Source organism: Bradyrhizobium sp. AUGA SZCCT0176 (genome assembly GCF_018130145.1).
Classification (GTDB): Bacteria; Pseudomonadota; Alphaproteobacteria; order Rhizobiales; family Xanthobacteraceae; genus Bradyrhizobium.
Genome location: NZ_JAFCMB010000011.1, coordinates 44,884 through 71,764, shown reverse-complemented (window position 1 = coordinate 71,764; position 26,881 = coordinate 44,884). Strand labels below are relative to the sequence as shown.

The 26,881-nt window shown below is 62.2% G+C and carries 23 protein-coding genes and 1 pseudogene; 18 read left to right on the top strand and 6 right to left on the bottom strand.

Annotated features, from left to right (window positions below):
- Positions 1-11: 11 nt before the first annotated feature.
- From JQ600_RS24050 to JQ600_RS24040, 3 genes are read right to left on the bottom strand one after another with little or no spacing between them, the layout of a single operon-like run.
- A complete protein-coding gene (locus JQ600_RS24050) occupies positions 12-1,154 on the bottom strand; it encodes an acyl-CoA dehydrogenase family protein (RefSeq protein ID WP_212386136.1) in 1,143 nt (380 codons plus the stop codon).
- 15 nt (positions 1,155-1,169) lie between these two features.
- Entirely contained in the window at positions 1,170-1,538 is a 369-nt protein-coding gene (locus JQ600_RS24045) for a tautomerase family protein (protein WP_212269415.1), read from the bottom strand.
- 3 nt (positions 1,539-1,541) lie between these two features.
- Positions 1,542-2,600 carry a LacI family DNA-binding transcriptional regulator gene (locus JQ600_RS24040; RefSeq protein WP_212269416.1) on the bottom strand — a complete coding sequence of 353 codons (1,059 nt, stop codon included), beginning with the start codon at positions 2,598-2,600 and terminating at the stop codon, positions 1,542-1,544.
- Positions 2,601-2,782: 182 nt separating this feature from the next.
- On the opposite strand from JQ600_RS24040, the gene dapA reads away from it, so the two are divergent.
- The 5 genes from dapA to JQ600_RS24015 all read left to right on the top strand — a co-directional run bounded on the left by dapA (position 2,783) and on the right by JQ600_RS24015 (position 6,525).
- Entirely contained in the window at positions 2,783-3,700 is a 918-nt protein-coding gene (gene dapA, locus JQ600_RS24035; protein WP_212386135.1) for a 4-hydroxy-tetrahydrodipicolinate synthase, read from the top strand.
- A gap of 80 nt (positions 3,701-3,780) precedes the next feature.
- On the top strand, positions 3,781-4,722 hold the full coding sequence (locus JQ600_RS24030; protein WP_249136053.1) for a dihydrodipicolinate synthase family protein: 942 nt from the start codon (positions 3,781-3,783) through the stop codon (positions 4,720-4,722).
- A gap of 10 nt (positions 4,723-4,732) precedes the next feature.
- A complete protein-coding gene (locus JQ600_RS24025; RefSeq protein WP_212269419.1) occupies positions 4,733-4,906 on the top strand; it encodes a hypothetical protein in 174 nt (57 codons plus the stop codon).
- A 17-nt stretch (positions 4,907-4,923) separates the two neighbouring features.
- Positions 4,924-5,655, top strand: coding sequence for an amino acid ABC transporter permease (locus JQ600_RS24020; protein WP_212269420.1), 732 nt, complete (start codon positions 4,924-4,926; stop codon positions 5,653-5,655).
- 90 nt (positions 5,656-5,745) lie between these two features.
- Positions 5,746-6,525: an amino acid ABC transporter ATP-binding protein gene (locus tag JQ600_RS24015; RefSeq protein ID WP_212269421.1), complete on the top strand. Its 780-nt coding sequence runs from the start codon at positions 5,746-5,748 to the stop codon at positions 6,523-6,525.
- A 317-nt stretch (positions 6,526-6,842) separates the two neighbouring features.
- Here the strand turns inward: JQ600_RS24015 and JQ600_RS24010 are convergent, their stop codons facing one another.
- The 3 genes and pseudogenes from JQ600_RS24010 to lipA form a co-directional block, all read right to left on the bottom strand.
- Positions 6,843-7,085: a hypothetical protein gene (locus JQ600_RS24010; protein WP_212269422.1), complete on the bottom strand. Its 243-nt coding sequence runs from the start codon at positions 7,083-7,085 to the stop codon at positions 6,843-6,845.
- An 11-nt stretch (positions 7,086-7,096) separates the two neighbouring features.
- Positions 7,097-7,375: pseudogene (locus JQ600_RS24005) on the bottom strand (phosphoadenosine phosphosulfate reductase family protein); the annotation flags it as partial.
- A 224-nt stretch (positions 7,376-7,599) separates the two neighbouring features.
- A complete protein-coding gene (gene lipA, locus JQ600_RS24000) occupies positions 7,600-8,574 on the bottom strand; it encodes a lipoyl synthase (RefSeq protein ID WP_212386132.1) in 975 nt (324 codons plus the stop codon).
- A 559-nt stretch (positions 8,575-9,133) separates the two neighbouring features.
- Between lipA and aceE the strand changes: the two genes are divergently transcribed.
- The 13 genes from aceE to JQ600_RS23935 all read left to right on the top strand — a co-directional run bounded on the left by aceE (position 9,134) and on the right by JQ600_RS23935 (position 26,794).
- Positions 9,134-11,821 (top strand): pyruvate dehydrogenase (acetyl-transferring), homodimeric type, encoded by a 2,688-nt coding sequence (gene aceE / locus JQ600_RS23995; RefSeq protein WP_409363256.1) that lies wholly within the window; start codon positions 9,134-9,136, stop codon positions 11,819-11,821.
- Positions 11,822-11,845: 24 nt separating this feature from the next.
- Positions 11,846-13,411, top strand: coding sequence for a dihydrolipoyllysine-residue acetyltransferase (locus tag JQ600_RS23990; protein ID WP_212386130.1), 1,566 nt, complete (start codon positions 11,846-11,848; stop codon positions 13,409-13,411).
- A gap of 16 nt (positions 13,412-13,427) precedes the next feature.
- Positions 13,428-15,179 carry a dihydrolipoyl dehydrogenase gene (gene lpdA / locus JQ600_RS23985; protein WP_212386129.1) on the top strand — a complete coding sequence of 584 codons (1,752 nt, stop codon included), beginning with the start codon at positions 13,428-13,430 and terminating at the stop codon, positions 15,177-15,179.
- Between the two features lie 57 nt (positions 15,180-15,236).
- The gene (locus JQ600_RS23980) at positions 15,237-16,211 is read left to right on the top strand and encodes a TAXI family TRAP transporter solute-binding subunit (protein ID WP_212386128.1); all 975 of its coding nucleotides are present in this window, start codon (positions 15,237-15,239) and stop codon (positions 16,209-16,211) included.
- Between the two features lie 28 nt (positions 16,212-16,239).
- Positions 16,240-17,607, top strand: coding sequence for a dicarboxylate/amino acid:cation symporter (locus JQ600_RS23975; RefSeq protein ID WP_212269428.1), 1,368 nt, complete (start codon positions 16,240-16,242; stop codon positions 17,605-17,607).
- 93 nt (positions 17,608-17,700) lie between these two features.
- A complete protein-coding gene (locus JQ600_RS23970) occupies positions 17,701-18,873 on the top strand; it encodes an acetyl-CoA C-acetyltransferase (protein WP_212386127.1) in 1,173 nt (390 codons plus the stop codon).
- 126 nt (positions 18,874-18,999) lie between these two features.
- Positions 19,000-19,725, top strand: a complete 726-nt coding sequence (gene phbB, locus JQ600_RS23965; protein ID WP_212386126.1) for an acetoacetyl-CoA reductase — start codon at positions 19,000-19,002, stop codon at positions 19,723-19,725.
- A gap of 9 nt (positions 19,726-19,734) precedes the next feature.
- Positions 19,735-20,157, top strand: coding sequence for an acyl-CoA thioesterase (locus JQ600_RS23960; protein ID WP_212386125.1), 423 nt, complete (start codon positions 19,735-19,737; stop codon positions 20,155-20,157).
- 11 nt (positions 20,158-20,168) lie between these two features.
- Positions 20,169-20,591 carry a TIGR01841 family phasin gene (gene phaP / locus JQ600_RS23955; protein WP_212490123.1) on the top strand — a complete coding sequence of 141 codons (423 nt, stop codon included), beginning with the start codon at positions 20,169-20,171 and terminating at the stop codon, positions 20,589-20,591.
- A gap of 72 nt (positions 20,592-20,663) precedes the next feature.
- A complete protein-coding gene (locus JQ600_RS23950; RefSeq protein WP_212386124.1) occupies positions 20,664-22,940 on the top strand; it encodes an NADP-dependent malic enzyme in 2,277 nt (758 codons plus the stop codon).
- Positions 22,941-22,989: 49 nt separating this feature from the next.
- On the top strand, positions 22,990-24,312 hold the full coding sequence (locus tag JQ600_RS23945; protein ID WP_212386123.1) for an NAD(P)/FAD-dependent oxidoreductase: 1,323 nt from the start codon (positions 22,990-22,992) through the stop codon (positions 24,310-24,312).
- A gap of 89 nt (positions 24,313-24,401) precedes the next feature.
- Positions 24,402-25,793 (top strand): cytochrome ubiquinol oxidase subunit I, encoded by a 1,392-nt coding sequence (locus JQ600_RS23940; RefSeq protein ID WP_212386122.1) that lies wholly within the window; start codon positions 24,402-24,404, stop codon positions 25,791-25,793.
- Between the two features lie 5 nt (positions 25,794-25,798).
- Entirely contained in the window at positions 25,799-26,794 is a 996-nt protein-coding gene (locus JQ600_RS23935) for a cytochrome d ubiquinol oxidase subunit II (protein WP_212386207.1), read from the top strand.
- Positions 26,795-26,881: the final 87 nt, after the last annotated feature.

Here is a 26,881-nt window from a genome sequence, read left to right as displayed (position 1 = left end):
CACGCTCGCCGTCATGCGGCCTCCTTCTCGACCTGGCGGGCGATGATGAGGCGCTGGATCTGGTTGGTGCCCTCATAAATCTGTGCGAGGCGCACGTCGCGGAACAGCCGTTCAATGCGGTAATCGCGTGAATAGCCGTTGCCGCCATGGATCTGCAGCGCGTTGGAGACGTGCTTCATCGCCATGTCGGTGGTGAACAGCTTGGCTTGCGCCGCTTCCTTGGCGATCGGCTCGCGCGCGTCGTGCAAGCGCGCGGCGTGGTGGATCAGAAGGCGGGCGGCGGCGATGTCGGTCGCCATGTCGGCCAGCATGAACTGAATCGCCTGAAAACCGATGATCGGCTGGCCGAACTGCTTGCGGTCCTTGGCGTAGGCGGTGGCATCCTCGAACGCGGCCTGTGCCATGCCGAGTGCCATTGCCGCCATCATCAGCCGGCTGAAATTGAAGTTGCTCATGGCCATCTTGAAGGCCTGGTTCTCCGGCCCCATCACGCTGTCGGCCGGCAGGCGCACGCCGGAGAAGGTGATCTGGCAATCCTCGAGGCCGTGCATGCCAAGGAGCTCTTCATTCTTGCCGCGCGCGATGCCCGGCAATTTGCCATCGACGAGGAGGCAGGAAATGGCGCGGTGTCCGGACTCGGCGCCGGTGCGGGCGAACACCATGATGCGGTCGGCGACGCCGCCGAGTGTCACCCAGGCCTTGGTGCCGTCGAGCAGCCAGCCGTTGCCGTCGCGCACCGCTGATGTCCTGATGCCGGCGACATCGGAACCGTGGTCGGGTTCGGAGACGGCGGTGGCGGGGATAATCTCGCCGTTCAGGATTTGCGGGATCAGCGCCTTGTGCGTCTCGGTGCCGTGCTGGTCGAAAAACAGCACCGCTTCGACCGGAATGGCGAAAGCGTTGGCCACCGCGCCCGAACAACGTGCCAGCTCTTCCATGGCGATGCAGGCGGCGACCGCGTCGAGCCCTGCGCCGCCCGCGCCTTCGCGCAGGCAGATGCCGAACAGGCCGAGGTCGGCCATACCCTTGTAAAGTGAACGGTCGAAGCGGTCGTCGCGATCGATCGCCGCGGCGCGCGGCAGGATTTCGGCCTGCGCGAAGCGACGCGCGGTGTCTCGCAGCGCTTTCTGGTCCTCGGTGTAGAAACGGTCCATGGCGTGTCGCTTCCCTCAGTCGCTGGCAAGCTTGGAATCGTGGGCGACCTCGTCCTTCTCGCGGTCGAAGAAGTACGCGGCGACATCGGCCCCCGGCACGCCATAGGCGTTGCAGACGCTTCGCGTCAGCGCAGCCGCGGCGGCACGGCGCTCGGCCTCGCTGCGGCGGAAAGCGTGCACCTTGAGCAGGATACGCTGGCCGGTGCCTTGTGATCCCATCTCGCCGGCATGGGCATAGTCGTCGGGAGCGATCGGCAGGAAATAGAGCGTGATCGTCTGCGCGTCGACGCCGAAGCTCGACATCAGGCCGTCGGTGATGGATTTGGCCAACGCGGCCTTGCTTTGAGGCGGGGCAGGCGGCGCAAGGATTTCGACATAGGGCATCGGTCAGGCCTTCGCTCTGGACGATTTGGTTGCGGAGGATTTGCGTGGGGACGGATCGAACGGGCGGCAGGAATCGCGCTTCACCAGCCGGGCGCCGACGCGATATTCGCGCACGCCATCGGCGCCGTTGCCCTTGGCGTCCATGCGGTGCAGCAGGCGGTCGACGGCGAGGTTGGCAAGGTCGCTCGCGCCGTTGTCGACGATGCTGATGGCCGGGCGATGCCACTCGAACCAGGGCGAATGCTCGTAACAGAGCAACGAGAGATCATCGGGAATCGACAGGCCACGTTCGGCGATCACGCGCAGGACGCCGAGCGTCGCTTCGTGGTTGGCGACGAAGATCGCACTGGGGGGCTCGGCGAGATCCAGCAGCTTGCGACAGGAGGCGGCGCCGGTTTCCGGCTCGAAATGGCCGGCATGGATCAACGCGTCGTCCACTTGTATCGACGCCTCGCGCAGTGCACGGACATATCCCGACAGTCGCTCCCGTCCTGACGTTGTATCTGGACGGCCGACAATGATCCCGATCCGTCTATGCCCGAGTTCGATGAGATAGCGCGTGCCCACGTATGCGCCTTCTGAATCGTCGGCGAGTACGGTCTCGAGGTCTGTCCCGTCGTCGCGGCGCACCAGGCAGACGATCGGGATTTCATTTGCCAGAGCGGTCAGGCGGGCGCCGTTCTTGCCCGTGGGCACGACGATCAGTCCATCGACGCGATGGTCGGCAAGTGTCGTCAGCGTATCGCTTTCCAGCTGCGGATCGTCGCCGGCGATGCACAGCAGCATCTGGTAACCGAGCGCCTTCAGCCGCGCCTGCACCACCTCGGCCATTACCTGGAACGACGCATTGGCGAGGTTGTGGACCAAAAGCCCCACCAGCCGCGACTGTCCGGTTTTCAGTCCGCGTGCGATCGGGTTGGGACGGTAGCCGAGCTCGCGCGCAATGCGCGTCAGGCGCTGCTGGGTACGCTCGCTCGTCAATCCGCTGCCGCCCAGCGCGCGCGAGGCTGTGCTGATCGAAACGCGGGCCGCCAGTGCCACATCTTTGAGCGTGACGCTCATCAATCCTGCCGTTAGAATGGAAACGATTGCAAAACAGTATTGGCAGAAATTTGCACGTGCAAGCCTAAATTTGAGATGGGTCTTGCCCAAATCAACGCCAATACTGCAATCGTTTGCAGCAATGCGGTGGCCCGCGATAGGGGCCGCTGCTCGGGTTCACGTTGAGCAACTGGAAGTCCTCGATGAAGACATTTCGCGGCACCTACACCGTCATGATCACGCCGTTCACGCCGGGCGGCGATGTCGATGCCGAGGCGTTGCGGGACTTTGTCGATTGGCAGATCGAGCAGGGGATCCACGGGCTGATTCCGCTCGGCTCGACTGGCGAATTCCTGTCGCTCGATGACGACGAGAAAATTCTGGTGGCCGAGACGGTCATTGCCCAGGCGGCGGGTCGTGTGCCGGTGCTGATCGGGACCGGTGCGGAGGATACGCGAGAGGTGGTGCGCCTCAGCCGTCATGCCGAAAAATTGGGCGCCGATGGCGTGATGATCATTCCACCGTTCTATTCGACGCCGACCGACGACGAGCTCGTCCATCACTACAAGACCGTGGCCGATGCGATCTCGTTGCCCATCATGGTCTACAATAATCCCGCGACTGCCAATGTCGATCTCAAGCCGGCACTGGTGGCGCGGCTCGCTGAGATCGACAACTGTCTTTACATCAAGGAGTCGACGCTCGAGGTGACGCGCGTGCGCGACATCATCCGGCTGTGTGGTGACCGGATGACCGTATTCGGCGGCATCCTCGGCTTCGAATCTTTCGTGGAGGGCGCGCAGGGCTGGGTAGCGGTTGCCTCCAACGTGGCGCCCCAGGCGATGGCGCGCATCTTCAGCCTCGTCGCCGATGAAGGCGAGATCAATGCGGCGCGCAAGCTCTATCTCGATTATTTGCCGGTGATCGAATTCGTCGGCGGCCAGGCTTATGTCGCCGGCACCAAAGCGCTGCTCGGCCATATGGGCTTTTCTGTCGGCGTGCCCCGTCCGCCGCGTCTGCCATTGCCGGCCCCGCAGGACGCGGCCGCGCGGGCGTTGGTAGCGAACTTCGGCCTAGTCTGGCCAGGGGCAATGGTTTCATCAAGGCAGGTCGCCGGCTGAGGAAAGGGCGCGCATATGATCGCAGTAGCTCGTCACAGGCACAGCGCGGTTCCACGGCGCGAGCGATCATGAGTGATCGGATGAAGAAACCCGATCTGCGCGGCGTCACGGTCGCCACCGTGCTGCCATTCAACGACGACCTGACGATCGACTGGGAAGGCTACGCCCGGCTGCTCGATTATTGCGCCTGCCCGGATGGCATCGCGGCCGTCTTTGTCAACGGGCATGCGGGCGAGGGCGCCTCGCTGTCGGACGAAGAGCGCCAGGCGGTGATCGCGCGAACCCGAACCCATATCGGCGAGAAGCCGCTGCTTGCCGGCATCATTGCGCACTCGACCGCCGACGTCATCAGCCAGGCTCGGCTCGCCGAGGCCGCCGGTGCGGATTGCGCGGTCTTGTTCCCGCCTGCCGCGCTCGGCGGCGGTGCATCCGCCACGTCGCGCGCGCCGGTTAGCTTCGTGCGGTCGGTCAGCGAGGCAATCGCAATCCCGGTGTCTATCTTCCAGTATCCGGTGGCGTCCGGTTTTGGTTATTCGCCGCAGACGCTCGCCGAAATGGCGGCCATCGACCGCGTGATCGCCGTCAAGGAAGGCAGCGATACGATGCTCGCCTATGACGAGAACCGGCGGGCCGTGAAAAAAGCCGATCCGGAGGTCGCGGTCTTGCCTTCGAATTACAACTGGTTCCTGCCGCAGCTCGCTGTCGGTGGCGACGGCATCCTGTCCGGGCTCGTCAGCCTGGCGCCGCATCTGTTTATCGAACTCTGGCAGGCGTCGGTCGCCGACGACCTCAAGGCGATGCGCGCCGTGAACGAGCGCCTCTATCCGATCGTCAAGGCGATTTACGGTCCAGCACCGATCGTTGACATGCATACGCGCATGAAAGTGGGCCTTAAAGAACTCGGCCTGATCCGCAACGCAGATCCGCGGCCACCGCTGTTGCCGGTTCTGCCCGGACTTTACGACGACATCGCAACGACGCTCGGCGCCGCGCGCCGCGCCGGCGACATTCGCCCGACTTGAGGATGCCATCATGTCCGACGAAGCCTTCATCGATATCGTTGCTCCCGACGGCGGCACAAAATTTGCTGCCGAACGGTATCTGATCGGAAAGCCATCCGCCTTCGAAGCCGGCAGCTGGCAGATGAACTGGCTCAGCCAGCCGATCGATCAGGCGCTTGCAATCGTCGGCCCCGGTCCGGCCTGACACATGGAGACGAGCCGATGACCCATTTCAATCTGGCGGCCAGCGTCGACTACTTTTTCAATTTCTTTCTGATGAAGGGCGTGCTCGTCACCATCGGCTTGACGGTTGCCGGAGTCGTTGGCGGGCTCATTCTGGGGATGGGCATAGCGCTGATGCGCATGTCATCCAACCCTGTGCTCAGCGGCTTCGCCCGATTCTACATCTGGTTCTTTCGCGGCACGCCGCTCCTGATCCAGCTCGTGGTGATCTACAGCGGCTTGCCGCAACTGGGTATCAAATTCGACGTGATCACCTGCGCCCTGGTCGGATTGATCCTCAATGAAGCCGCATATCTTGCTGAAATCGTTCGCAGCGGTTTCATGGCGGTGTCGGCCGGGCAACGGGAGGCCGCCTGGGCTCTAAGTCTGTCGAGATGGGTAACGTTCCGGCGCATTACGCTTCCGCAAGCGTTTCGACTGATGATCCCGCCGCTCGGCAACTCCATCAATTCGCTCCTGAAGGCGACGTCGCTCGCCTCTGTCATCTCGGTCGAGGAAATCATGCGCCGAAGCGACATGCTGATGCAGGAGCATTTTCAGATTCTCGAAGTCTATGCGGCCGCCACGGCCTATTACCTGATCCTCACCTCGGTCTGGGATGTGGCTCAGCGCCGCCTTGAAAAGCACTTTGGCCGTTCGAGCGCGACAAGATCGCGAAGATCCAACGCAACAGCGCCGCCGACGCAAGCCGGCCTCGAGGCCAGAGCATGATTGTGTCGAGGGGAGGTTGTTGTTGCGAGGAACGAAGCTCCGGTCGCGAGGAGCAGCTCCGCTTCGCGCGCCACTTAAGGAAACGCATCGATGGCAACCGATATTGACGATGTACAGGGGCAGCCCCGCAAAGGCGAGGTGGCCGCGGTTCGGATGGAGGCGGTCTACAAGTACTACGGCGAATTTACAGCCTTGAACGAGATCGATCTCAAGGTGGCCAGTGGCGAGAAGATCGTGATCTGCGGCCCGTCCGGTTCGGGGAAATCGACCCTGATCCGGTGCATCAATCATATCGAAAAGCACGACCAGGGGCTGATCTACGTCAACGGCACCGAGCTGGATGATCAGCGCAAGAACATCGACGCCATCCGGAGGGACACCGGAATGGTGTTCCAGAGCTTCAACCTGTTCCCGCACATGACGACCCTGGAAAACTGCATCCTGGCGCCGATGACGGTGAACGGCATGACGAAGCAAGAGGCGAAGGACATCGCCATGCACTTCCTGACCAAGGTTCGGATCCCCGAGCAAGCCGAAAAGTTTCCGGGGCAGTTGTCGGGCGGACAGCAGCAGCGCGTCGCCATCGCGCGCGCGCTCTGCATGCGGCCGAAGATCATGCTGTTCGACGAGCCGACGTCGGCGCTTGATCCGGAAATGGTCAAGGAAGTACTGGAAACGATGAAGAAGCTGGCGGAAGAGGGCATGACCATGCTCTGCGTCACCCACGAGATGGGCTTCGCCCGCGAGGTCGCGGACCGGATCGTATTCATGAATGAGGGAAAGATCGTCGAGCAAGCGGCTCCGGAAAACTTCTTCAATCATCCGGCGTCCGAGCGGGCGAGGACATTCCTCGAGCAGATCCTTCATTAGTTCGTAGCTCTCGCGCTTGAACGAGAGAGACCAATCGGCACCGAGTGAAGACGAAGCCAGACGACCTGGCGAGCAAACACGAGATGCAGCTGCGCGCAAGGCCAGAGCGGCGCGATTCATTCCGGGCAAGGACCACGCAGCCCAGGCATCAACTGATGCGGGGCGCGTTACAGTCGGATTGCCGATCGTTTGCGATCACCGAGCACCAGTCATGTCGGCGGCTCCGGGCAAAGCTTCGCTAACGCACCTTCTTTTCGGCGATGGTCTGCCGACCCAGAATTGTCGAAGAGGATTTTCGTGATCGAGTCGGTCTGCAGTCAAAGAGTCTGGAGAAACCGCCGCCCCATCGCCACTGTGCCCTCCGCATAGCCGTTTCCCAGCAGACGTGCCGGCTCGGTTTCCGGGTGCGATGCGATCCAGGCCGTCAGCAGCATACGCCTCAGCATCACAAAGGTAAGCATCGCCTCATCCTCTTTCGACACCGGTGCCACGTTCTGATATCCCTCAAGCCACGTATTCTGCAGATCGGTGATGATCGGTTCGTGCTCCATGAAGCTCACGGCCGCCGCGACTGGGTATGCACGGAGGAGCCGGAAGCAATCGGTCCAATTCCGCGCGCCGAGCCATCCTGATTGACGTGAACGAGCAGATCGATTCCGATTCGGCGAATGGTTTCGTTGCGAAACGTAATCATCTCGCGAAATTTTAAGGTTGTATCAACGTGCAAGAGCGGGAAGGGAAGCTTGGCCAGATGGAACGCCTTGATCGCCAGATGCAGCATGACGCTTGAATCTTTTCCGATCGAGTACAGCATCACCGGCTTTCCGAACTCGGCAATGACTTCGCGCATGATCTCAATTGATTCCGCCAAAGGCCTCGTCTGGCCCGGCGGCAATCTCGACAGGTCCGGTTATTCTTTCCACTTTAGAAAGCTTCAGAACTAGCGAGCGTGTTGTCGAAGTCCCGGATAGGTCGCGCGTCAGTCAACCCAAGCGAGAATTGAAGAAAATCAGGGGCGATTCCATGGATCAAGAGCCGGTCGCGGTTTCGATGGTACTCGCTTTGCAACGCTCCTCAGGGAAAACCGCGTCGGCGCTCGCGCAGCTTGCGGAAGTCATCGCCCGCGTGGTGTGAGGAGCGTGTCAGCGGCGTGGCCGACACCAGCAGAAAGCCCTTGGCGTAGGCGATCTTTTCATAGGCCTCGAACTCGTCAGGGGGAACGAAGCGTGCGACCGCATGGTGCTTGCGCGTGGGCTGGAGATACTGGCCGATGGTCAGGAAATCGACGTCGGCGGAGCGCAGATCGTCCATCAATTGCAGCACCTCGCTCCGGTCTTCGCCGAGGCCGACCATGATTCCGGACTTGGTGAAGATCTGTGCGTCGAGTTCCTTCACGCGCTGCAGCAGCCGGACCGAATGGAAATAGCGCGCGCCCGGCCGCACCGTCAGATATTTCGACGGCACGGTCTCCAGATTATGGTTGAACACGTCGGGTTTCGCTGCAACCACCGTTTCGAGTGCGCCGCGCTTACGCAAGAAATCCGGGGTCAGGATTTCGACCGTCGTACCTGGGCTTGCCGCGCGGATGGCCGCAATCGTCGCGGCGAAATGCGCCGCACCTCCATCGGCAAGGTCGTCACGATCGACCGAGGTGACGACCACATGTTCCAGTCCCAGCTTGGCTACCGCTTCGGCGACCTTGACCGGTTCATCCGTATCGAGGGCACCCGGCAGGCCAGTGCGCACGTTGCAGAAAGCGCAGGCGCGCGTGCACGTGTCGCCCATGATCATGAAGGTCGCGTGTTTCTTCGCCCAGCACTCGCCAATGTTCGGACAACTGGCTTCCTCGCAGACGGTCACGAGCTTGTTCTCGCGCACGATGCGCTTCGTCTCGGCCCATTCGGCCGAGCCGGGAGCCTTGACGCGGATCCACGCAGGCTTGCTCTGCAAGGGCGTGTCGGGTCGTTTGGCTTTTTCGGGGTGACGCGGCTTGTCCGGCCGCATCCCGGCTCGCGGATCGCTGTTGAGGAGATCGAGTATGACGGTCATTTGGTCAGCCTCGTGAGTGCGGCAGCTCGCGGACATTCGGCTATCCAAACGAAGTTCGTCAATTCGATTCTTCGTCCTCCCACCAGCGACCCCTCGCGACCGGTCGCTGCGCTGCGCGGGCGCTGCTGCCTCGATCGCGCAGGCCGGTTTCCGACTTCGAGCCGTGCATTTGGAACCCGTCGCCGTTCCGGTCCGACATTTCGGGTGATCCGTCCGGGTGGTTTTCCGGAGCTTCAGACAGATTCGAGCCGATCGCCCCCGAGGGCGCGACGGCTTGCATCGCAATCTCAAGCAAAATGAACGGCATGCGCGCGATGGGCCGCGCTTTTCGTGGTCTGGCACGAATGCTGCTTAGGTAATCGGCAAAAGAAGCATCCGCAAAAGAAGCGGCAGCTCAAGAACAGACAAAGCGAGGGGACGTTCAGATGCCAGCCAGTATTCAACTCATCACCTAGAGCGCCAGGCGATATCGCCTGTGCGGCATTGCGCGTTTCCGCAGTACGCGGAGCGCAATGAACGTTGACGCTTGTTTTCGGCTTGGCCTGCAATGGAGAAGGTAATGAAGGTCGCGGACGCGCATGATCTGGATCCGCTGGAAACCCGGGAGTGGCTGGATGCCTTGTCGGCAGTCCGGGGCCATCGCGGCAACGAACGGGCCGAGTTTGTCGTCAATGCGGTGATCGACGCTGCGCGCAGCGGCGGCCTCGGCATTCAACAGACGTTGACCACGCCCTATTGCAACACGATTCCGGTGGACCAGCAGCCGGCGCTGCCGGGCGATCGCGCGATCGAACACAAGCTTCGCTCGATCATCCGGTGGAATGCGCTGGCCATCGTGCTGCGCGCCAACAAGGAGAGCTCGGAGCTTGGCGGCCACATCGCGAGCTTCCAGTCGGCGGCAACACTCTACGACATCGGCTTCGGCCATTTCTGGCACGCGCCGACCGAGAAGCATGGCGGCGACCTCATTTTCGTCCAGGGGCATTGTTCGCCGGGCATCTATGCGCGCGCCTTTCTCGAAGGCCGCTTGAGCGAGGAGCAATTGCTCGGCTTCCGGCAGGAGACCGCGGGCGGCGGATTGTCGAGCTATCCGCACCCCTGGCTGATGCCGGACTTCTGGCAGTTCCCAACGGTGTCGATGGGGCTTGGGCCGCTGATGGCGATCTATCAGGCGCGGTTCCTGAAATATCTGGAGAACCGCCATCTGGCCGAAACCGCCAATCGCAAGGTCTGGGCCTTCATGGGCGACGGCGAAACCGATGAGCCGGAATCGCTCGGCGCGATTTCGCTCGCCGGCCGCGAAAACCTCGACAATCTGATCTTCGTCATCAATTGCAACCTGCAGCGGCTCGACGGACCGGTCCGCGGCAACGGCAAGATCGTCCAGGAGCTCGAAAGCGTGTTCCGCGGCGCCGGCTGGAACGTCATCAAGGTGCTGTGGGGCTCGGGCTGGGACCGCCTGCTGCAGAAGGACAAGAGCGGGCGGCTGCTCCAGCTCATGGACGAATGCGTCGACGGCGAATACCAGGACTTCAAGAGCAAGAGCGGCGCTTACATTCGCGAGCACTTCTTCGGCAAATACGAGGAAACGAAGGAACTCGTTGCCGACATGAGCGACGACGATATCTGGGCGCTGGCGCGCGGCGGCCATGATCCGGAGAAGGTGTTCGCCGCCTACACCGCCGCCGTGAATCACAAGGGCCAGCCGACCGTCATCCTGCCGAAGACCGTCAAGGGTTTTGGCATGGGCGAATCCGGCGAAGGCCAGATGATCGCGCATCAGGCCAAGAAGATGACGCAGGATGCGCTGCGCGGCTTTCGCGATCGCTTCCAGGTGCCGGTCTCGGATGCGGACCTGAGCAAGGTTCCGTTCCTCCGTCTGCCGGAAGACAGCCCGGAGATGAAGTATTTCCACGCCCAGCGCGCAAAGCTCGGCGGCAGTCTGCCGCAGCGCCGGCGCAAATCCGCCTCCCTGCAAATTCCGCCGCTATCAACGTTCCAGCGGCTGCTCGACGCCAGCGGCGAGCGCGAAATTTCGACCACGATGGCCTTCGTGCAGATGCTCGGCACCCTCGTGCGCGACAGAGCGATCGGCAAGCACATCGTGCCGATCGTGCCGGACGAATCCCGCACCTTCGGCATGGAGGGCATGTTCCGCCAACTTGGCATCTACTCGTCGGTCGGTCAGCTCTACCGGCCGCAGGATGCAGACCAGCTGATGTATTACCGCGAGGACAAGAGCGGACAGGTGTTCCAGGAGGGCATCAACGAAGGCGGCGCGATGTCGAGCTGGATCGTCGCAGCGACGTCCTACTCGACCAACAACGTGCCGATGATCCCGTTCTACATCTATTATTCGATGTTCGGCCTGCAGCGCGTCGGCGATCTCGCCTGGCTCGCCGGCGACATGCGTGCCCGCGGCTTCCTGCTCGGTGGCACCGCCGGCCGCACCACGCTGAACGGCGAGGGCTTGCAGCATGAGGACGGCCACAGCCATTTGCTGGCAGCCACCATCCCGAACTGCATCTCGTACGATCCGACCTTTGCCTATGAGGTCGTGACTATCGTCCGCGAGGGTATGCGCCGCATGTATGAGGTGCAGGAGGACGTCTACTACTACATCACCCTGATGAACGAGAACTATCAGCATCCGGGGCTGGCCGAGGCCGGCAAGGGGGCGGAAGAAGGAATCCTCAAGGGGCTCTACCTCCTCAAGAACGGCGGCGAGACCGCGAAGAAGGGTCTGCGCGTCCAACTCATGGGCTCCGGCACGATCCTGCGCGAAGTGATCGCGGCCGCGGATCTGCTCAAGGCGGATTTCGGCGTTACCGCCGACGTCTGGAGCGCGACCAGCTTCAATGAACTGCGCCGCGACGGCATGGCGGCGGAGCGCTGGAATTTGCTGCATCCGACCGAGCAGCGCCGCAAGAGTTGGGTCGAGGCGCAACTTGAAGGCCATCCGGGGCCGGTCGTGGCGTCGACCGACTACATGCGCAGCTACTCCGACCAGATCCGCGAATATGTCCAGGCAGCCGGACGGCGATACGTCACCCTCGGCACCGACGGCTTCGGCCGCAGCGACTATCGCGTGAAGCTCCGGAAGTTCTTCGAGGTCGACCGCCACTACGTCGCCATCGCCGCGCTCAAGGCGCTCGCCGACGACGGCGCGATCAAGCCGGCGATCGTGGCTGAAGCCATCGCCAAATACAAGATCGACGCCGGGCGCGCTGCGCCCTGGACCGTGTGAGCCAGCGGAGCCGAGGACAGAGCGATGAGTGGTCTGATCGACATCAAGGTTCCCGATATCGGTGACTTCAAGGACGTCCCGGTGATCGAAATCTTCGTCAAGCCGGGCGACAAGGTGAAGGCCGAAGATCCGCTGGTCGCGCTGGAGTCCGACAAGGCGACCATGGAAGTGCCTTCGCCGCGCGATGGCGTGGTGAAGTCGGTGGTCGTGAAGGTCGGCGACAAGGTCAGCGAAGGCGCGGTAGTGGTGCAGTTCGAGGGCGCCGGCGCGGAGCAGGCCGAGGCGCGCCCGGTCGTCAGCGCTCCGCCGTCGCCGGTAAGTGCACCGGGCGGCGTCGCCGAGGTGCGAGTCCCTGATATCGGCGACTTCAAGGACGTTCCGGTCATCGAAATCTTCGTCAAGATCGGCGACAGCGTGAAAGCCGAGGATCCGCTGATCGCGCTCGAGTCGGACAAAGCGACGATGGAAGTGCCGGCGCCGCTCTCCGGCACCGTGCGCGAGATCAAGGTCAAGACCGGCGACAAGGTCAGCGAGGGCGCGGTCATCCTGTCGCTCGCAACTGGCGCAGCACCTTTGCAGGCCGACATTCCTCCCGTGTCGTCGCCTGCGTCCTCGTCGGCCACCGCCGCTGGAACGGCGGTGGTCGGCGCCTTTGATGAAGGAAGCTTCGCGCTCGCCTATGCCGGTCCGGCCGTGCGCAAGCTGGCGCGCGAACGGGGTGTCGATCTCGGCAAGGTCAAGGGCTCGGGGAATCACGGCCGCATTCTGCGTGAAGACGTCGAGGCCTTCGGCAAAGGCGGAGCGGCGCCAGCCAAGCCGCAAGCAGCGACCGCCAGTGGGGGCGGCGTCGGCGGTATTGACCTTCTGCCCTGGCCCAAGGTCGATTTTGCGAAATACGGGCCGGTCGAACGCAAGGAACTCGGCCGCATCAAGAAGATCTCCGCGGCCAACCTGCACCGCAACTGGGTCGTCATCCCGCACGTCACGACCCACGACGAGGCTGACATCACCGATCTCGAACAATTCCGGGTGACGATGAACAAGGAGCTGGAGAAGAGCGGCGTCAAGCTCTCGCTCCTGCCGTTCATGGTGAAGGCCGCGGTCGCAACGCTGCAGAAGTTCCCGGAATTCAATGCCAGCCTCGACGGCGATGCGCTCGTCTACAAGAACTACTGGCACATCGGCTTTGCCGCTGATACGCCGAACGGCCTGATGGTGCCTGTCATCCGCGATGCCGACAAGAAATCGGTGCCGGAGATTGCCAAGGAGATGAACGCCCTCGCCAAGCTCGCGCGCGAAGGCAAGATCAAGCCCGACCAGATGCAGGGTGGGACGTTCTCGATCTCCTCGCTCGGCGGCATCGGCGGCATCTATTTCACGCCGATCATCAATGCGCCCGAAGTCGCGATCATGGGCGTCTGCAAGGGCTACTGGAAGCAGCACTCTTCCGACGGCAAGACCTCGAACTGGCGGCTGACGCTGCCGCTGTCGCTGTCCTGGGACCACCGCGTCATCGACGGTGCGGCGGCTGCGCGCTTCAACGTCTACTTCGCCAGCGTGCTCGCCGATCTGCGGCGCGTGCTGTTCTGAGATCGGGGGAAACAGCATGGCTCAGCAGATCGAAGTGAAAATTCCGGATATCGGTGACTTCAAGGACGTTGCCGTCATCGAGGTCCTGGTGAAGCCCGGCGAGACCGTCGCGGTCGACACCAGCCTCATCATGGTCGAGTCCGACAAGGCGTCGATGGAGATTCCGTCGTCCCACGCCGGCGTCGTCAAGGAGGTCAGGGTCAAGGTCGACGACAAGGTGAGCGAAGGATCGACCATCCTCGTGCTGGAGGCAGAAGGCGCGGTCGCTGCGCCGAAGCCCGCGCCAGCATCGCAGCCGGCGGCGACCGCCAGCCCGCCGCCGGCCGCGCCTTCCGCCGCGTCCTATGCCGGCAAGGCGGACATCGAATGCGATATGTTGGTGCTGGGCGCCGGTCCCGGTGGCTACTCGGCCGCTTTCCGCGCCGCCGATCTCGGCATGAAGACCGTGCTGGTCGAACGTTACGACACGCTCGGTGGCGTGTGCCTCAACGTCGGCTGCATCCCGAGCAAGGCGCTGCTGCATACGGCTTCCGTAGTCGACGAAGTCAAACATCTGCCCGACCACGGCATTTCCTTTGGCGCGCCGAAGATCGACCTCGGCAAGCTGCGCGCGTTCAAGGACGGCGTGATCAAGAAGCTGACCGGCGGCCTTGCCGGCATGGCGAAGGCGCGCAAGGTCGAGGTTGCGACCGGCGTCGGTGCCTTCCTCGACCCACACCATCTCGAGATTGTCTCAGCCGGAGGCAAGAAGACGGTCAAGTTCGCCAACGCCATCATCGCCGCCGGCAGCGAGGCCGTGAAACTGCCGTTTCTGCCCGAAGATCCGCGCGTCGTCGATTCGACCGGCGCGCTGCAGCTGAAATCAATCCCCAAGCGCATGCTGGTGATCGGTGGTGGCATCATCGGTCTCGAAATGGCGACGGTCTATTCGACGCTCGGCGCACGCATCGACGTTGTCGAAATGCTCGACGGGCTGATGCAGGGGGCCGACCGAGACCTGGTCAAGGTCTGGGAGAAGATGAACGCGGGCCGCTTCGACAAGGTCATGCTGAAGACCAAAACGGTGGGTGCGAAGGCGACAGAAGCCGGAATCGAGGTGAGTTTCGAGGGCGAGCAGGCGCCTGCCGGGCCGCAGGTCTATGATCTCGTTCTGGTCTCGGTCGGCCGAAGCCCGAACGGCAAGCAGATCGGGGCCGAGAAGGCCGGCATCGCGGTGACCGAGCGAGGCTTCATCGACGTCGACAGGCAGATGCGCACCAACGTGGCGCATATCTTTGCGATCGGGGACGTCGTCGGCCAGCCGATGCTGGCGCACAAGGCGGTGCATGAAGGCCATGTCGCCGCGGAAGTAGCGCATGGCGAGAAGTCGTATTTCGACGCGCGGCAGATTCCGTCTGTCGCCTACACCGATCCTGAGGTAGCCTGGGCCGGGAAGACCGAGGAGCAGTGCAAGGCCGAGGGTCTCAAGGTCGGCAAGGCGGTGTTTCCATGGGCGGCCTCGGGCCGCGCCATCGCCAACGGCCGCGACGAGGGCTTCACCAAGCTGCTGTTCGATACGACGACCCATCGCGTGGTCGGCGGCGGCATAGTTGGCACCCATGCCGGCGACCTGATCAGCGAAATCTGCCTTGCGGTCGAGATGGGCTGCGAGCCGGCCGACATCGGCAAGACCATTCATCCGCATCCGACGCTGGGCGAGTCAATCGGCATGGCGGCCGAGGTGTTCGAAGGCCACTGCACAGACCTGCCGCCGCAAAAGAAAAAGTGACGCTGAAGTCCAATCAATTGCCAGAACAAGGGTGCGGTTGAAATGAAGGAGGCAGTCATGGTTTCAAAAGCGTGGCGGATTCTGATCCTTCTCGCATTTGTTCTGCTTCCGCCCAAGTTGGCGTCGGCGGCGGAGGCGCATTGGCCCGAGACGCTTACTCTCGGCACCGCGTCGGAAGGCGGCACCTACTACGCCTATGGTGAAGGGCTGGCTCGATTGCTCTCGCGAGAACTCGGCATCGCGGTGGTGGCGCGACCGACTGGCGGCCCGGTCGAGAATATCAAGCTGCTCGAGACCGGCGAAATTCAGCTGGCCTTCGTCACACAGGGCGTGGCGTTGCAAGCCTGGAACGCCGGCGCTGCCTGGACCGATGGGCGGCAATACCGAAACATGCGCGCCATGTTCGCGATGTATGATACGCCATTTCAGTTTCAGGTGCTCAGTGAATCGCCGATTCAATCGTTTGCCGAATTCGCCGGCAAGCGTATCGGTGTCGGGCCCGAGGGCGGCACCACCGCCGCCTACTTTCCCGAGTTCCTCAAGGCGCTGAAGATCGAAGCCACCCTGGTTCACGGCGATTGGGCGGAGCTCGCGGAGAAGTCGCTGGCGCGAAGCATCGATGCGCTCGCGGTTGGCGCCGGCGTGCCGGTTCCGGTATTTATCGATATCGAGCGCAAGGCGAAGGTGCGCTACCTCCCTCTCACGCGGCAGGAGATCGCAACGCTGCGCCTGACGATGCCGGAACTCTCCGCATCCGTTGTTGCGGCGGGTTCGTATCCGACTTTGCGGCGCCGGTACGACACGATCGGCCTTTTCAACTTTGCCGTAGCGCACAAGGATTTGCCGAACGATCTGGTCACAGCCATCGTCGACACAGTGTTCGCCAATAACGAGCGGCTGGTCGAAGTTCATCCGGCGGCGGCGGAAACGATCCCCTCCAACATCATGCGCAACAATTTCATTCCGCTTCATGGCGGCGCGGTCAGTTGGTATCGCAGCAGGGTTACGCCCGGGGTTGTGCATTCAGATTGAGAAACAGTCCTTAGGGAAGGAATAGGATATGGCAACAGCAGCAACGACAGGCGGTCACCATTCCGCAAAATGGTATCAGCACCTCTATGTGCAGGTTCTGGCTGCAATCACGGCCGGCGTCCTACTGGGCCATTTTTATCCTCAGCTTGGCGAGCAGATGAAGCCGCTCGGCGATGCGTTCATCAAATGCATCAAGATGATTATCGCGCCGATCATCTTCTTCACGGTTGTGCATGGTATCGCCAGCATGCGCGACATGAAGAAGGTCGGACGCGTTGGCTTGAAGGCATTGATCTATTTCGAAGTGCTGACGACGGCTGCGCTGATCATCGGGCTTATCGTTATCAATTTGTGGAAGCCTGGCGTCGGCATGAACCTCGATCTGTCGACCGTTGACACAAAATCGATCGCGGCCTTCACTGCGAAAGCGAAGGAGCAGGGCACGGTCCAGTTTCTGATGGACATTATCCCGTCGACCGTCGTCGGCGCGTTTGCCAACGGCGAAATCCTGCAGGTGTTGTTCTTCGCAATCCTGTTTGCATTTGGCCTGCAAGCTCTCGGTCATCACGGTGAGGGCGTGCTGCGGCTGATTGATGTCGTGAGCCACGTGTTCTTCAAGATCGTAGGCTACATCATGAAACTTGCGCCGATCGGAGCGTTCGGCGCAATGGCGTTCACGATCGGCAAGTATGGCGTGGCGACGCTGATCTCGCTGGCAAACTTCATGTTGGCGTTTTACGTAACATGCCTGTTGTTCGTCTTCGTCGTGCTCGGCTCCGTTGCGGCCCTTAGCGGCTTTTCGATCTTCAAGTTCATCCGTTACATCAAGGAAGAGCTCCTGATCGTGCTTGGCACTTCGTCATCGGAATCAGTGCTGCCGCGCATGATCGCCAAGACCGAAAATCTTGGCTGCGAAAAGTCGGTCGTCGGATTGGTTATTCCGACCGGTTATTCGTTCAACCTCGATGGCACCTGTATTTACCTGACAATGGCCGCGATCTTCCTGGCGCAAGCGACGAACACGCCCCTGACGATCTGGCAAGAGCTCGGCATCATCGGCGTTCTGCTCCTGACATCCAAGGGCGCCGCTGGTGTCACGGGATCCGGCTTCATCGTCCTGGCCGCAACACTTGCATCGGTCGGGACAATTCCGGTCGCGAGCATCGCCTTGATCCTTGGCATCGACCGCTTCATGTCGGAGGCGCGCGCGCTCACCAACCTCATAGGAAATGGCGTTGCGACGGTCGTCGTCGCCAAATGGGAAGGGGCGCTCGACGAAAGAATGCTTCATCGACGTCTGAACCAGGAGAGCGATGTCGAAGCTGATGATCCGGAGTCCGTAAAGATTGCGGATGACGAGATAGAGGCAGGCGCGCCCCGGCCAGTCGTCGCTTGACGTTGAAAACGGCAGAGGCTGCCAGCCTGGAGTTTGTTAACCCGCTTGGCAACGGCGTGGGAAGCGCAGGGAACACTAAACGAGGAGTTGAACATGACTGATGTAGTGATTGTGTCCGCCGCGCGGACGCCGGTTGGTTCTTTCAATGGAGCGTTCGGCTCGCTGACTGCCCACGAACTGGGGGCTGTGGCGATCAAGGGCGCGCTGGAGCGCGCCAAGGTCTCGCCGGAAGAAGTCGATGAAGTGATCCTGGGCCAGGTCCTATCCGGCGGCGAGGGGCAGAATCCGGCGCGGCAGGCCGCCATGGCGGCCGGCATTCCGCAGGAGAAGACGGCGTGGGGCATGAACCAGCTTTGCGGTTCGGGCCTGCGGTCGGTGGCGCTCGGACTGCAGCAGATCGCCAACGGGGATGCAAAGGTCATTGTCGCCGGCGGCATGGAGTCGATGTCGATGGCGCCGCATCTGTCGCACATGCGGAACGGCACCAAGATGGGCGACACCAAGTTCATCGACTCCATGCTGAAGGACGGCCTGCTCGATGCGTTCCACGGCTATCACATGGGAGTCACCGCGGAGAACATCGCCACCAAATGGCAGATCACCCGGGAAGAGCAGGACGCGTTCGCCACCAGTTCGCAGAACAAGGCCGAGGATGCGCAGAAGGCCGGCCGGTTCAAGGACGAGATCATTCCCGTCACCGTCAAGACCAGGAAGGGCGACGTCGTCGTCGACCAGGACGAATATATCCGCCCGGGCACGACACAGGACGCGCTCGCGAAGCTGAAGCCCGCCTTTAACAAGGAGGGCAGTGTGACCGCCGGCAATGCTTCCGGTCTCAACGACGGCGCGGCCGCGCTGGTGCTGATGAGCGCCGATGAAGCCAAAAAACGCGGCCTCACGCCGCTTGCCAGGATCGTCTCCTGGGCGACCGCGGGCGTCGATCCCGCGGTCATGGGGTCGGGCCCAATTCCGGCTTCCCGCAAGGCGTTGGAAAAGGCTGGCTGGAAAGTCAGGGATCTCGATCTCGTTGAGGCCAACGAGGCCTTCGCGGCGCAGGCCATCGCGGTCAACAAGGACATGGGTTGGGATCCGTCGATCGTGAACGTGAACGGTGGCGCCATCGCCATCGGGCATCCGATCGGCGCATCCGGCGCGCGCGTCCTGACGACGCTGCTGTTCGAGATGCAGAAACGTGGCGCGAAGAAGGGGCTTGCCACGCTGTGCATCGGCGGCGGCATGGGCGTCGCCCTGACGGTCGAGCGTTAGACCGGCGGACGGGCCGGTCGTTCCGGCCGGAGCGAGGCGCGGACGGCACCGGGCCGCCTGCGAACGACAACGGCTCCCCGAGAGCCGGCAAACACAAGTTCAACCGATCAAAATCAGGAGGAGACCATGTCCAGAGTTGCGGTAGTGACGGGCGGTACGCGAGGCATAGGTGAGGCGATCTCGATCGCGCTCAAGGCGGCCGGCTACAAGGTGGCTGCGAGCTATGCCGGCAATGATGAGGCGGCCGCGAAGTTCAAGAGCGAGACCGGCATCAACGTCTACAAATGGGACGTGTCGAGCTACGACGCCTGCGTCGCAGGACTCAAGCAGGTCGAGGCCGATCTGGGCCCGGTGGATGTACTGGTCAACAACGCCGGCATCACCAAGGACGGCATGTTCCACAAGATGACGCCGGACCAATGGTACGCGGTTATCAACACCAACCTGAACTCGCTGTTCAACATGACGAGGCCGGTGTGGGAAGGAATGCGCGAGCGCAAGTTCGGCCGCGTGATCTGCATCTCCTCGATCAACGGCCAGAAGGGCCAGATGGGCCAGGTCAACTACTCCGCCGCCAAGGCAGGTGACATGGGCTTCGTGAAGGCGCTGGCCCAGGAGGGGGCTCGCTCCGGCATCACCGTCAACACCATCTGTCCCGGCTACATCGCCACCGAGATGGTCAAGGCGATCAACCCCGAGGTCGTGGCCAAGAACATCCTTCCCCTGATCCCGGTCGGCCGTCTGGGCGAACCGCACGAAATCGCGCGCACGGTGCTGTTCCTGGCATCCGACGATGCCGGCTTCATCACGGGCTCGACGATATCCGCAAACGGTGGGCAGAGCATGGTCTGAGGCGCCGCCATGTCGATGCAGCCACAAGGGGATCTGACGACGCGAACGCTCGCCATGCCTGCGGATGCAAATCCGAGCGGCGATATCTTCGGCGGCTGGGTGCTTTCCCAAATGGATATTGCGGGTGGCATCCATGCCGGCCAGCGCGCACAGGGGCGCGTCGCGACGGTTGCGATCGAGGCCATGCACTTCATCAAGCCGGTCCATGTCGGAGACGTTCTGTGCGTTTACGCCGCGGCCGAGCGTGTGGGGCGGACATCGCTGGCGATCCGCCTGGAGGCCTGGGCGCTGCGCCGCCGCCTGGGGGACCGTGTGAAGGTGACCGAAGGCATCTTTACGTTCGTCTCGCTCGACGCCGAAGGACGACCGTCGCCGATCGCAAACGTGACCGACGCCGCTGCCACAAATCAACACCGCACCACTCACTCATGAAGGAGACGGACATGTCTGACAACAAGTCAATGCCGGGCGCAGATTGGGGCCTCCCCGGGTTCGACTTCGCCAAGCTCATCGAATCCTGCCAGATCAGCGGCGTCGACATGATGTCGTTGATCGACATGGAGAAGAAGAACATCGACGCGCTCACCGAGGTCAATCGTTCGGCGTACGAGAGCTGGCGAAACCTGATGGCACGGCAGACCGAGGTTTTCCAGGAAACCATGAAGGCGATCGCCGCCGAGGCAAGCAACGAAACCGTTGCGGGACGGCGCACTGAAATCGCGCGGCTGGGATTCGAGCAAGCTCTCGCCAACATGCGCCAGCTCGCCGAGACCGCGACCGAGTCCCAGAAGCAGACGATCGAAATATTGCGCCGGCGCTTCGAGGAAGGGATGGCCGCGATGCGCGCCCGTGGCGGAAGCGTCTGAGAGCCGCTGACCGAGCAAGAGCAGGAGAGGGGGCATCCGCCTCTCGAACCAAGGGTAGAATCGGGGAATATGATGGATCAGGATCTGAGGGAAGCCGCACTCGAATATCATCGCTTGCCGAGGCCGGGGAAGATCTCCGTCGTGCCGACCACGGCGATGGCAACGCAGCGCGATCTGGCCCTGGCGTATTCACCCGGCGTGGCGGAACCTTGCCTGGTCATTGCCAAGGATCCGTTGCAGGCCGATGAACTGACGGCGCGCAGCAACCTCGTGGCCGTCGTCACCAACGGCACCGCCGTGCTTGGTCTCGGCAATATTGGCCCGCTGGCGAGCAAGCCGGTCATGGAAGGCAAGGCGTGCCTGTTCAAGAAGTTCGCCGGGATCGATGTATTCGATATCGAACTCGCCGAGGAAGACCCTGACGCGCTGATCGAAACGATCGCCAGGATGGAGCCGACCTTCGGCGGCATCAACCTGGAGGACATCAAGGCGCCGGAATGCTTCTACATCGAACAGAAGCTCCGCGAGCGAATGAAGATTCCGGTCTTTCACGATGACCAGCACGGCACTGCGATCATCGCGGCGGCGGCAATCCTCAACGGGTTGAAGCTGGTCAAGAAGGACATTGCCGACGTCAAGCTGGTGTGCTCCGGAGCCGGTGCGGCGGCGCTGGCATGTCTCGATCTCATCGTCAGCCTTGGCCTGCGGCACGACCGTATCATCGTGACCGACGCAAAAGGCGTCGTCTATGCGGGCCGCACGGAGGGCATGGACGACAACAAGGCGCGCTATGCGGTGAAAACGGAGGCGCGAAAGCTGGGCGAGATCGTTCAGGACGCTGACATCTTCCTCGGCCTGTCGGCCGGCAATGTGCTGACGCCCGACATGGTCAAGAAGATGGCGCGAGATCCCCTGATCTTCGCCATGGCCAACCCGATCCCCGAAATCATGCCGGAGGACGCGCTGGCCGTTCGTCCCGATGCGATCATCGGGACAGGGCGTTCGGACTACCCCAACCAGATCAACAATGTCCTGTGCTTCCCGTTCATCTTCAGGGGCGCGCTGGATTGCGGGGCGACCACCATCAACGAGGAGATGAAGCTTGCGACGGTCCGCGCGCTTGCGGATCTGGCCATGACCGAAGTGCCCGAGGTGGTCGCCGCCGCATACAAGGGGGAGGGGCTTCGCTTTGGCCGCGACTATCTCATTCCCAAGCCGTTCGACCCGCGTCTCATCGAAATGATCGCGCCGGCGGTAGCCAAGGCCGCCGCCGACACTGGCGTCGCCAGGCGTCCGATCGCCGATATGGAGGCCTATCGTCAGAAACTCGGTCGGTTCGTCTACCAGTCCGGCAACGCGATGCAGCCGGTTTTCTCGGTGGCGAAGGGAAGCGGCAAATCGCTCCTGCTGGTGGAAGGCGAGGATGAACGGGTGCTGCGCGCGGCACAAGTCGTCGTCGACGAGAGGATTGCAAGACCGCTGCTTCTCGGCCGGCCGTCGACGATCGAGGAGCGAATCAGGGCCTTCGGTCTCCGGCTCGAGCCCGGTAACGACTGCGAGATCATTGATCCGCATGATGCGCAGGTCTATTCCAAGTGCGCGGACGTCTACCATGCGAGCAGGAAGCGCGATGGTGTGTCGGCCGCGCTGGCGCTGTCGGAGACACGGAGCAATGCGACGGTGCTCGCATCGATCCTGCTCGAGAGGGGCGTCGGCGATGCGATGCTATGCGGGGTCATCGGAAGGACCGCCGATCACCTTGCCGCCATACGCAACGTGATCGGGACGCGGGAGAACGTGCGGACGCTTGCAGTGATGCAGATGCTCATTCTGCAGCAGCATCAGCTGTTCATTTGCGATACCCACTGCAATCTCAGCCCGACCGCCGAGCAGGTCGCCGACATTGCGTTGCTGGCGGCTGCCGAGGTCAGGCGGTTTGGCGTCACGCCGAGGGTTGCGCTGTTGTCGCATTCGAGCTTCGGTAGTTCGGCCGTCCCGGAGGCGCACAAGATGCGGGAGGCGCGCGCAATCATTCGCGAGCGATCGCCCGATCTGGCCGTGGAAGGCGAGATGCGCGGGGATGCCGCGCTGTCGCAGTCGGTACTTGATCACGAGTTTCCCGATTCCGGCTTCGTGGGTCCGGCGAATGTGCTGGTGATGCCGAATCTCGACGCCGCCAACATCTCCTACAATTTGTTGCGGATGGCGGCGGGCCAGGGACTGACGGTCGGCGGCATCCTGCTGGGGGCGGCAAAGTCGGCCCACATTCTCACGCCATCGTCGACGGTCCGGCGAATCGTGAACATGGCCGCCGTCGCGGTCGCAGATGCAGTCTCCGAGAGAGCCTGATCAGGAGGACGCGTTTGGGCGGGTTGTGAACTGATCGGTCGAGGCCATCATGAGTGAGCCACAGTTGGGAAAATCCCGCATCGTGATCGTCGGAGGCGGAGCCGGCGGATTGGAGCTGGCGACGCGCCTTGGCGACAAGTACGGACGCAAGGGAAAGCTCGACATCACGCTGATCGAGCGAAAGCGCACGCACGTGTGGAAGCCGAAGCTGCACGAAATTGCCGCCGGTAGCATGGATATCGCCGCCCACGAGGTCGATTATCTTGCCCAATCCTACTGGCATGGCTTTCGCTACCGGATCGGGGAGATGATCGGGATCGATCGGGATCGCCGTCAGGTGCAGGTGGCGCCGTATTTCGACGCCGAGGGCCGCGAGGTTACCCCGAAGCGGGCCTTTGACTATGACGTCCTCGTGGTTGCCGTCGGAAGCCAGAACAACGACTTTGGCACGCCCGGAGTCGTGGATCATGCGATTAAGCTCGAATCGCAGTCGGACGCACGTCGGTTCCACGAAAGAATGGTCAATGCATGTATCCGCGCGCATGCCCAATCGGCGCCTCTGGGAGCGCACCAGTTGAAAGTCGCAATCATCGGGGCCGGTGCGACCGGCGTCGAGCTTGCGGCCGAGCTCCACAGAACAACGCGCGAAGTGGTGGCGTATGGCCTCGATCAGGTTGATCCCCAAAAGGACATCAGGATCACGCTGATCGAAGCCGCCGAACGGGTGCTGCCCGCCTTGCCCGAACGGGTTTCGAAAGAGACGGAAAAGTTGCTTGGCAAGCTCGGAGTCAATGTGCTGGTCGGCGCCAAGGTCTCCGAGGTCGGGTCCGACCAGGTGAACCTGACGGACGGCCGGACGATTCCCGCCGAATTGATAGTCTGGGCTGCGGGCGTCAAGGCGCCCGACGTCCTGAAGGATATCGCCGGCCTCGAAACCAACCGGATCAATCAGCTCGTGGTTCGGCCGACGCTGCAGACAACGAGCGACGACGGCATCTTTGCCATCGGTGACTGCGCGGCCTGCTCGTGGGGCGAGCGCGGCAATGTGCCGCCTCGCGCGCAGGCGGCTCACCAGCAGGCCTCTCACCTGTATTCACAGATTCCGCGCTATCTGCGCGGCGAGCCGCTCAAGCCCTATCGCTACAGGGACTTCGGATCACTGGTGTCGCTCGGTGAATTCAGCACGGTCGGCTCGATGATGGGAGCGCTCGTGGGCGGCAATCTGGTCTTCGCAGGCATCTTCGCGCGGATGATGTACCTGTCGCTCTACAAGATGCACGAACACGCGTTGCATGGTTCGGTGAAGGTGGCGCTCGACACGCTGGCCCGCCTGATCACCCGGCGCACCGAGCCGCACGTGAAGCTCCATTGATTGCAGGGCATGGATGGGATGGGTGCTGTGTCGGCCGTTGTGCACTGGATTGGGGGTGAGGCACTGCGCCGAACCTGGAGGGAATGCTGATGGACGTCGTGGTCCTTGCGCGCATCCAGTTCGCCGCCAATATCACGTTCCACATTCTGTTTCCCTCGATTTCGATCGCGCTGGGGTGGGTTCTGCTGTTTTTTCGGCTGAAGCACCTGCGCGCGACCGACCCGCAGCAAAAACTGGATTGGTTGCGCGCCTACCGGCTTTGGACAAAAATATTCGCCCTGACATTCGCGCTCGGGGTCGTCAGCGGCGTCACCATGAGCTTCCAGTTCGGCACCAACTGGCCGGGCTACATGGAGCGCGTCGGCAATATCGCCGGCCCGCTACTCGGCTATGAAGTGCTGACCGCTTTTTTTCTGGAAGCGGGTTTTCTCGGCGTGATGCTGTTCGGCCACCGCCGGGTCGGGGAGATGATCCACCTTGGGTCGACCTTCCTGGTCGCATTCGGCACAATGCTGAGCGCATTCTGGATCCTTGCCTTGAATTCATGGATGCAGACGCCGGCGGGCTACGAGATCGTCGACGGCCAGTTTCACGCGCGGAACTGGCTGGAAATCATCTTCAACCCGTCCTTCCCGTACCGCTTCGTTCATATGATGCTGGCATCCGCGCTGACCTGCGCGTTCCTGCTGATCGGGATCAGCGCCTGGCAGATCCTGAAAGGTGTCGCGACGGCCAGTGCGTCGCGCGTGCTGCGGACCGGGCTGGTATTCGCCTCCCTGGCTATACCGGCGCAAATAGTGGCGGGTGATCTTCACGGGCTCAATACCCTCCAGCATCAGCCGCAGAAGATCGCAGCGATGGAAGGTATCTGGGAAACAACGCGGGGAGCCCCGCTTCTGTTGTTTGCGATCCCGGATGACGCGACGCGAACGAACCGCTTCGAACTGGCGGTGCCGAAACTCGCGAGTCTGATCCTCCGGCACGATGCTGACGGCGAAATCAAGGGGCTGAACGAGTTTCCATCGGCCCATCCGCCGGTCTTTCCGGTGTTCTGGTGCTTCCGGATCATGGTGGGGACTGGCATCCTGATGCTGCTGGTCAGCTGGATCGGCTTGTGGCGGCATTGGCGCGATGGCTGGGATTTCGCCCGGATGCCGCGGCCGATGCTCAAGCTGTTCGCCGCGATGACCTTTTCAGGTTGGGTCGCGACCATCGCCGGATGGTACGTCACGGAGATCGGACGCCAGCCGTTCATCGTTGCCGGCCTCCTTCGGACCAGCGACGTCGCCTCTCGTGTTCCGTCGTCGAGCATTGCCCTGACGCTCGGCATCTACATTGCGGTCTATCTGGCGCTGCTCGTCGCCTATGTCGGCGTGCTGAAGCACATGTCGGAAACATCGGAAAAGAAGCCGGGCATGATCACATCGGAAGGCTTGGCGGAGAGCCCGCAGGAATATCAGCGCCGGGGAGAATTCGCATGATTTCGATGTCGTTCGACGAACTGCTCCCACTGATCTTCATCGGGTTGATGGGGGTGTCGCTGCTCGTCTACGTCGTGAGCGACGGATACGATCTCGGGGTCGGCATGCTGATGCATCGGGCGACGCCCGAAGAGCGGGATACCATGGTCGCATCCATCGGTCCGTTCTGGGATGCCAACGAAACCTGGCTGGTTCTTGGCGTCGGCCTGCTCCTTGTCGCTTTCCCCAAGGCGCATGGGTTGGTCCTGTCGGAACTGTACCTGCCGACTGCCCTCATGCTGGTTGGCCTGATCCTGCGCGGCGCAGCTTTCGATTTCAGGGTCAAGGGCAAGGCCAGCCGGAAGGCGATGTGGGACCGCCTCTTCATTGCGGGGTCAATGCTTGCGTCCATGTGCCAGGGCTGGATGCTTGGTCGCTATATCAGCGGCTTCGGTGAGGGCTGGAACTATCCAATCTTTGCAGGCGCCATTGCGGTAGCGCTGCCGATGGCATACGCGCTGCTCGGTGCGACATGGCTGGTGATGAAGACGGATGGCCAGCTCCAGGACAAGGCGATCGAGTGGAGCAAGATCGCCTGGCCGCCCATGGTCGTGGGCTTGATACTGATCTCGATGGCAACGCCGTGGATCAGCGAGACTGTTCGTGTCAGGTGGTTTACCTTGCCGGCGATGATTGCGGTGGCGTCGATCCCGATCACGACGGGCATTGCGCTGCTGACGGCGCGCCTCCTGCTCGGGTCGCCGGCCGTACGCGGCAGCCTGTGCTGGCTGCCCTTCGCATTGCTGGTGCTCGTCTTCTTCCTGAGCTTCCTCGGCCTCAGCTACAGCATCTATCCGTTCGTGGTGATCGACAGGCTTACCGTCTGGCAGGCCGCCAGCAGCCCCGAATCGCTCAAGATCATCCTGATCGGCGTTTGCGTCACGTTGCCTGTCATTATCGCCTACACCGGATTTTCCTATCGCGTATTCCGGGGCAAGACCATAGAGTTAGACTATGCATGAGCGGTCGTCCGTCGTGGCCGGCGCTCCTCGGATTTGTCTGGTTCCCGAGATGACGGACCTTCCATCGCTGGTGAACATCAAGGGGAG

Bases quoted from the DNA above. Each gene is read 5' to 3' on its own strand.
- JQ600_RS23980 (WP_212386128.1), top strand. From the start codon at position 15,237: ATGGTTTCAAAAGCGTGGCGGATTCTGATCCTTCTCGCATTTGTTCTG.
- JQ600_RS24025 (WP_212269419.1), top strand. From the start codon at position 4,733: ATGTCCGACGAAGCCTTCATCGATATCGTTGCTCCCGACGGCGGCACA.
- JQ600_RS23970 (WP_212386127.1), top strand. From the start codon at position 17,701: ATGACTGATGTAGTGATTGTGTCCGCCGCGCGGACGCCGGTTGGTTCT.
- lipA (WP_212386132.1), bottom strand. From the start codon at position 8,574: ATGACCGTCATACTCGATCTCCTCAACAGCGATCCGCGAGCCGGGATG.
- JQ600_RS24040 (WP_212269416.1), bottom strand. From the start codon at position 2,600: ATGAGCGTCACGCTCAAAGATGTGGCACTGGCGGCCCGCGTTTCGATC.
- JQ600_RS23960 (WP_212386125.1), top strand. From the start codon at position 19,735: ATGTCGATGCAGCCACAAGGGGATCTGACGACGCGAACGCTCGCCATG.
- JQ600_RS23945 (WP_212386123.1), top strand. From the start codon at position 22,990: ATGAGTGAGCCACAGTTGGGAAAATCCCGCATCGTGATCGTCGGAGGC.
- JQ600_RS24045 (WP_212269415.1), bottom strand. From the start codon at position 1,538: ATGCCCTATGTCGAAATCCTTGCGCCGCCTGCCCCGCCTCAAAGCAAG.
- JQ600_RS23990 (WP_212386130.1), top strand. From the start codon at position 11,846: ATGAGTGGTCTGATCGACATCAAGGTTCCCGATATCGGTGACTTCAAG.
- dapA (WP_212386135.1), top strand. From the start codon at position 2,783: ATGAAGACATTTCGCGGCACCTACACCGTCATGATCACGCCGTTCACG.
- JQ600_RS23935 (WP_212386207.1), top strand. From the start codon at position 25,799: ATGTCGTTCGACGAACTGCTCCCACTGATCTTCATCGGGTTGATGGGG.
- JQ600_RS23975 (WP_212269428.1), top strand. From the start codon at position 16,240: ATGGCAACAGCAGCAACGACAGGCGGTCACCATTCCGCAAAATGGTAT.
- phaP (WP_212490123.1), top strand. From the start codon at position 20,169: ATGTCTGACAACAAGTCAATGCCGGGCGCAGATTGGGGCCTCCCCGGG.
- JQ600_RS24050 (WP_212386136.1), bottom strand. From the start codon at position 1,154: ATGGACCGTTTCTACACCGAGGACCAGAAAGCGCTGCGAGACACCGCG.
- JQ600_RS23950 (WP_212386124.1), top strand. From the start codon at position 20,664: ATGGATCAGGATCTGAGGGAAGCCGCACTCGAATATCATCGCTTGCCG.
- JQ600_RS24030 (WP_249136053.1), top strand. From the start codon at position 3,781: ATGAAGAAACCCGATCTGCGCGGCGTCACGGTCGCCACCGTGCTGCCA.
- JQ600_RS24020 (WP_212269420.1), top strand. From the start codon at position 4,924: ATGACCCATTTCAATCTGGCGGCCAGCGTCGACTACTTTTTCAATTTC.
- aceE (WP_409363256.1), top strand. From the start codon at position 9,134: ATGAAGGTCGCGGACGCGCATGATCTGGATCCGCTGGAAACCCGGGAG.
- phbB (WP_212386126.1), top strand. From the start codon at position 19,000: ATGTCCAGAGTTGCGGTAGTGACGGGCGGTACGCGAGGCATAGGTGAG.
- JQ600_RS24015 (WP_212269421.1), top strand. From the start codon at position 5,746: ATGGCAACCGATATTGACGATGTACAGGGGCAGCCCCGCAAAGGCGAG.
- lpdA (WP_212386129.1), top strand. From the start codon at position 13,428: ATGGCTCAGCAGATCGAAGTGAAAATTCCGGATATCGGTGACTTCAAG.
- JQ600_RS23940 (WP_212386122.1), top strand. From the start codon at position 24,402: ATGGACGTCGTGGTCCTTGCGCGCATCCAGTTCGCCGCCAATATCACG.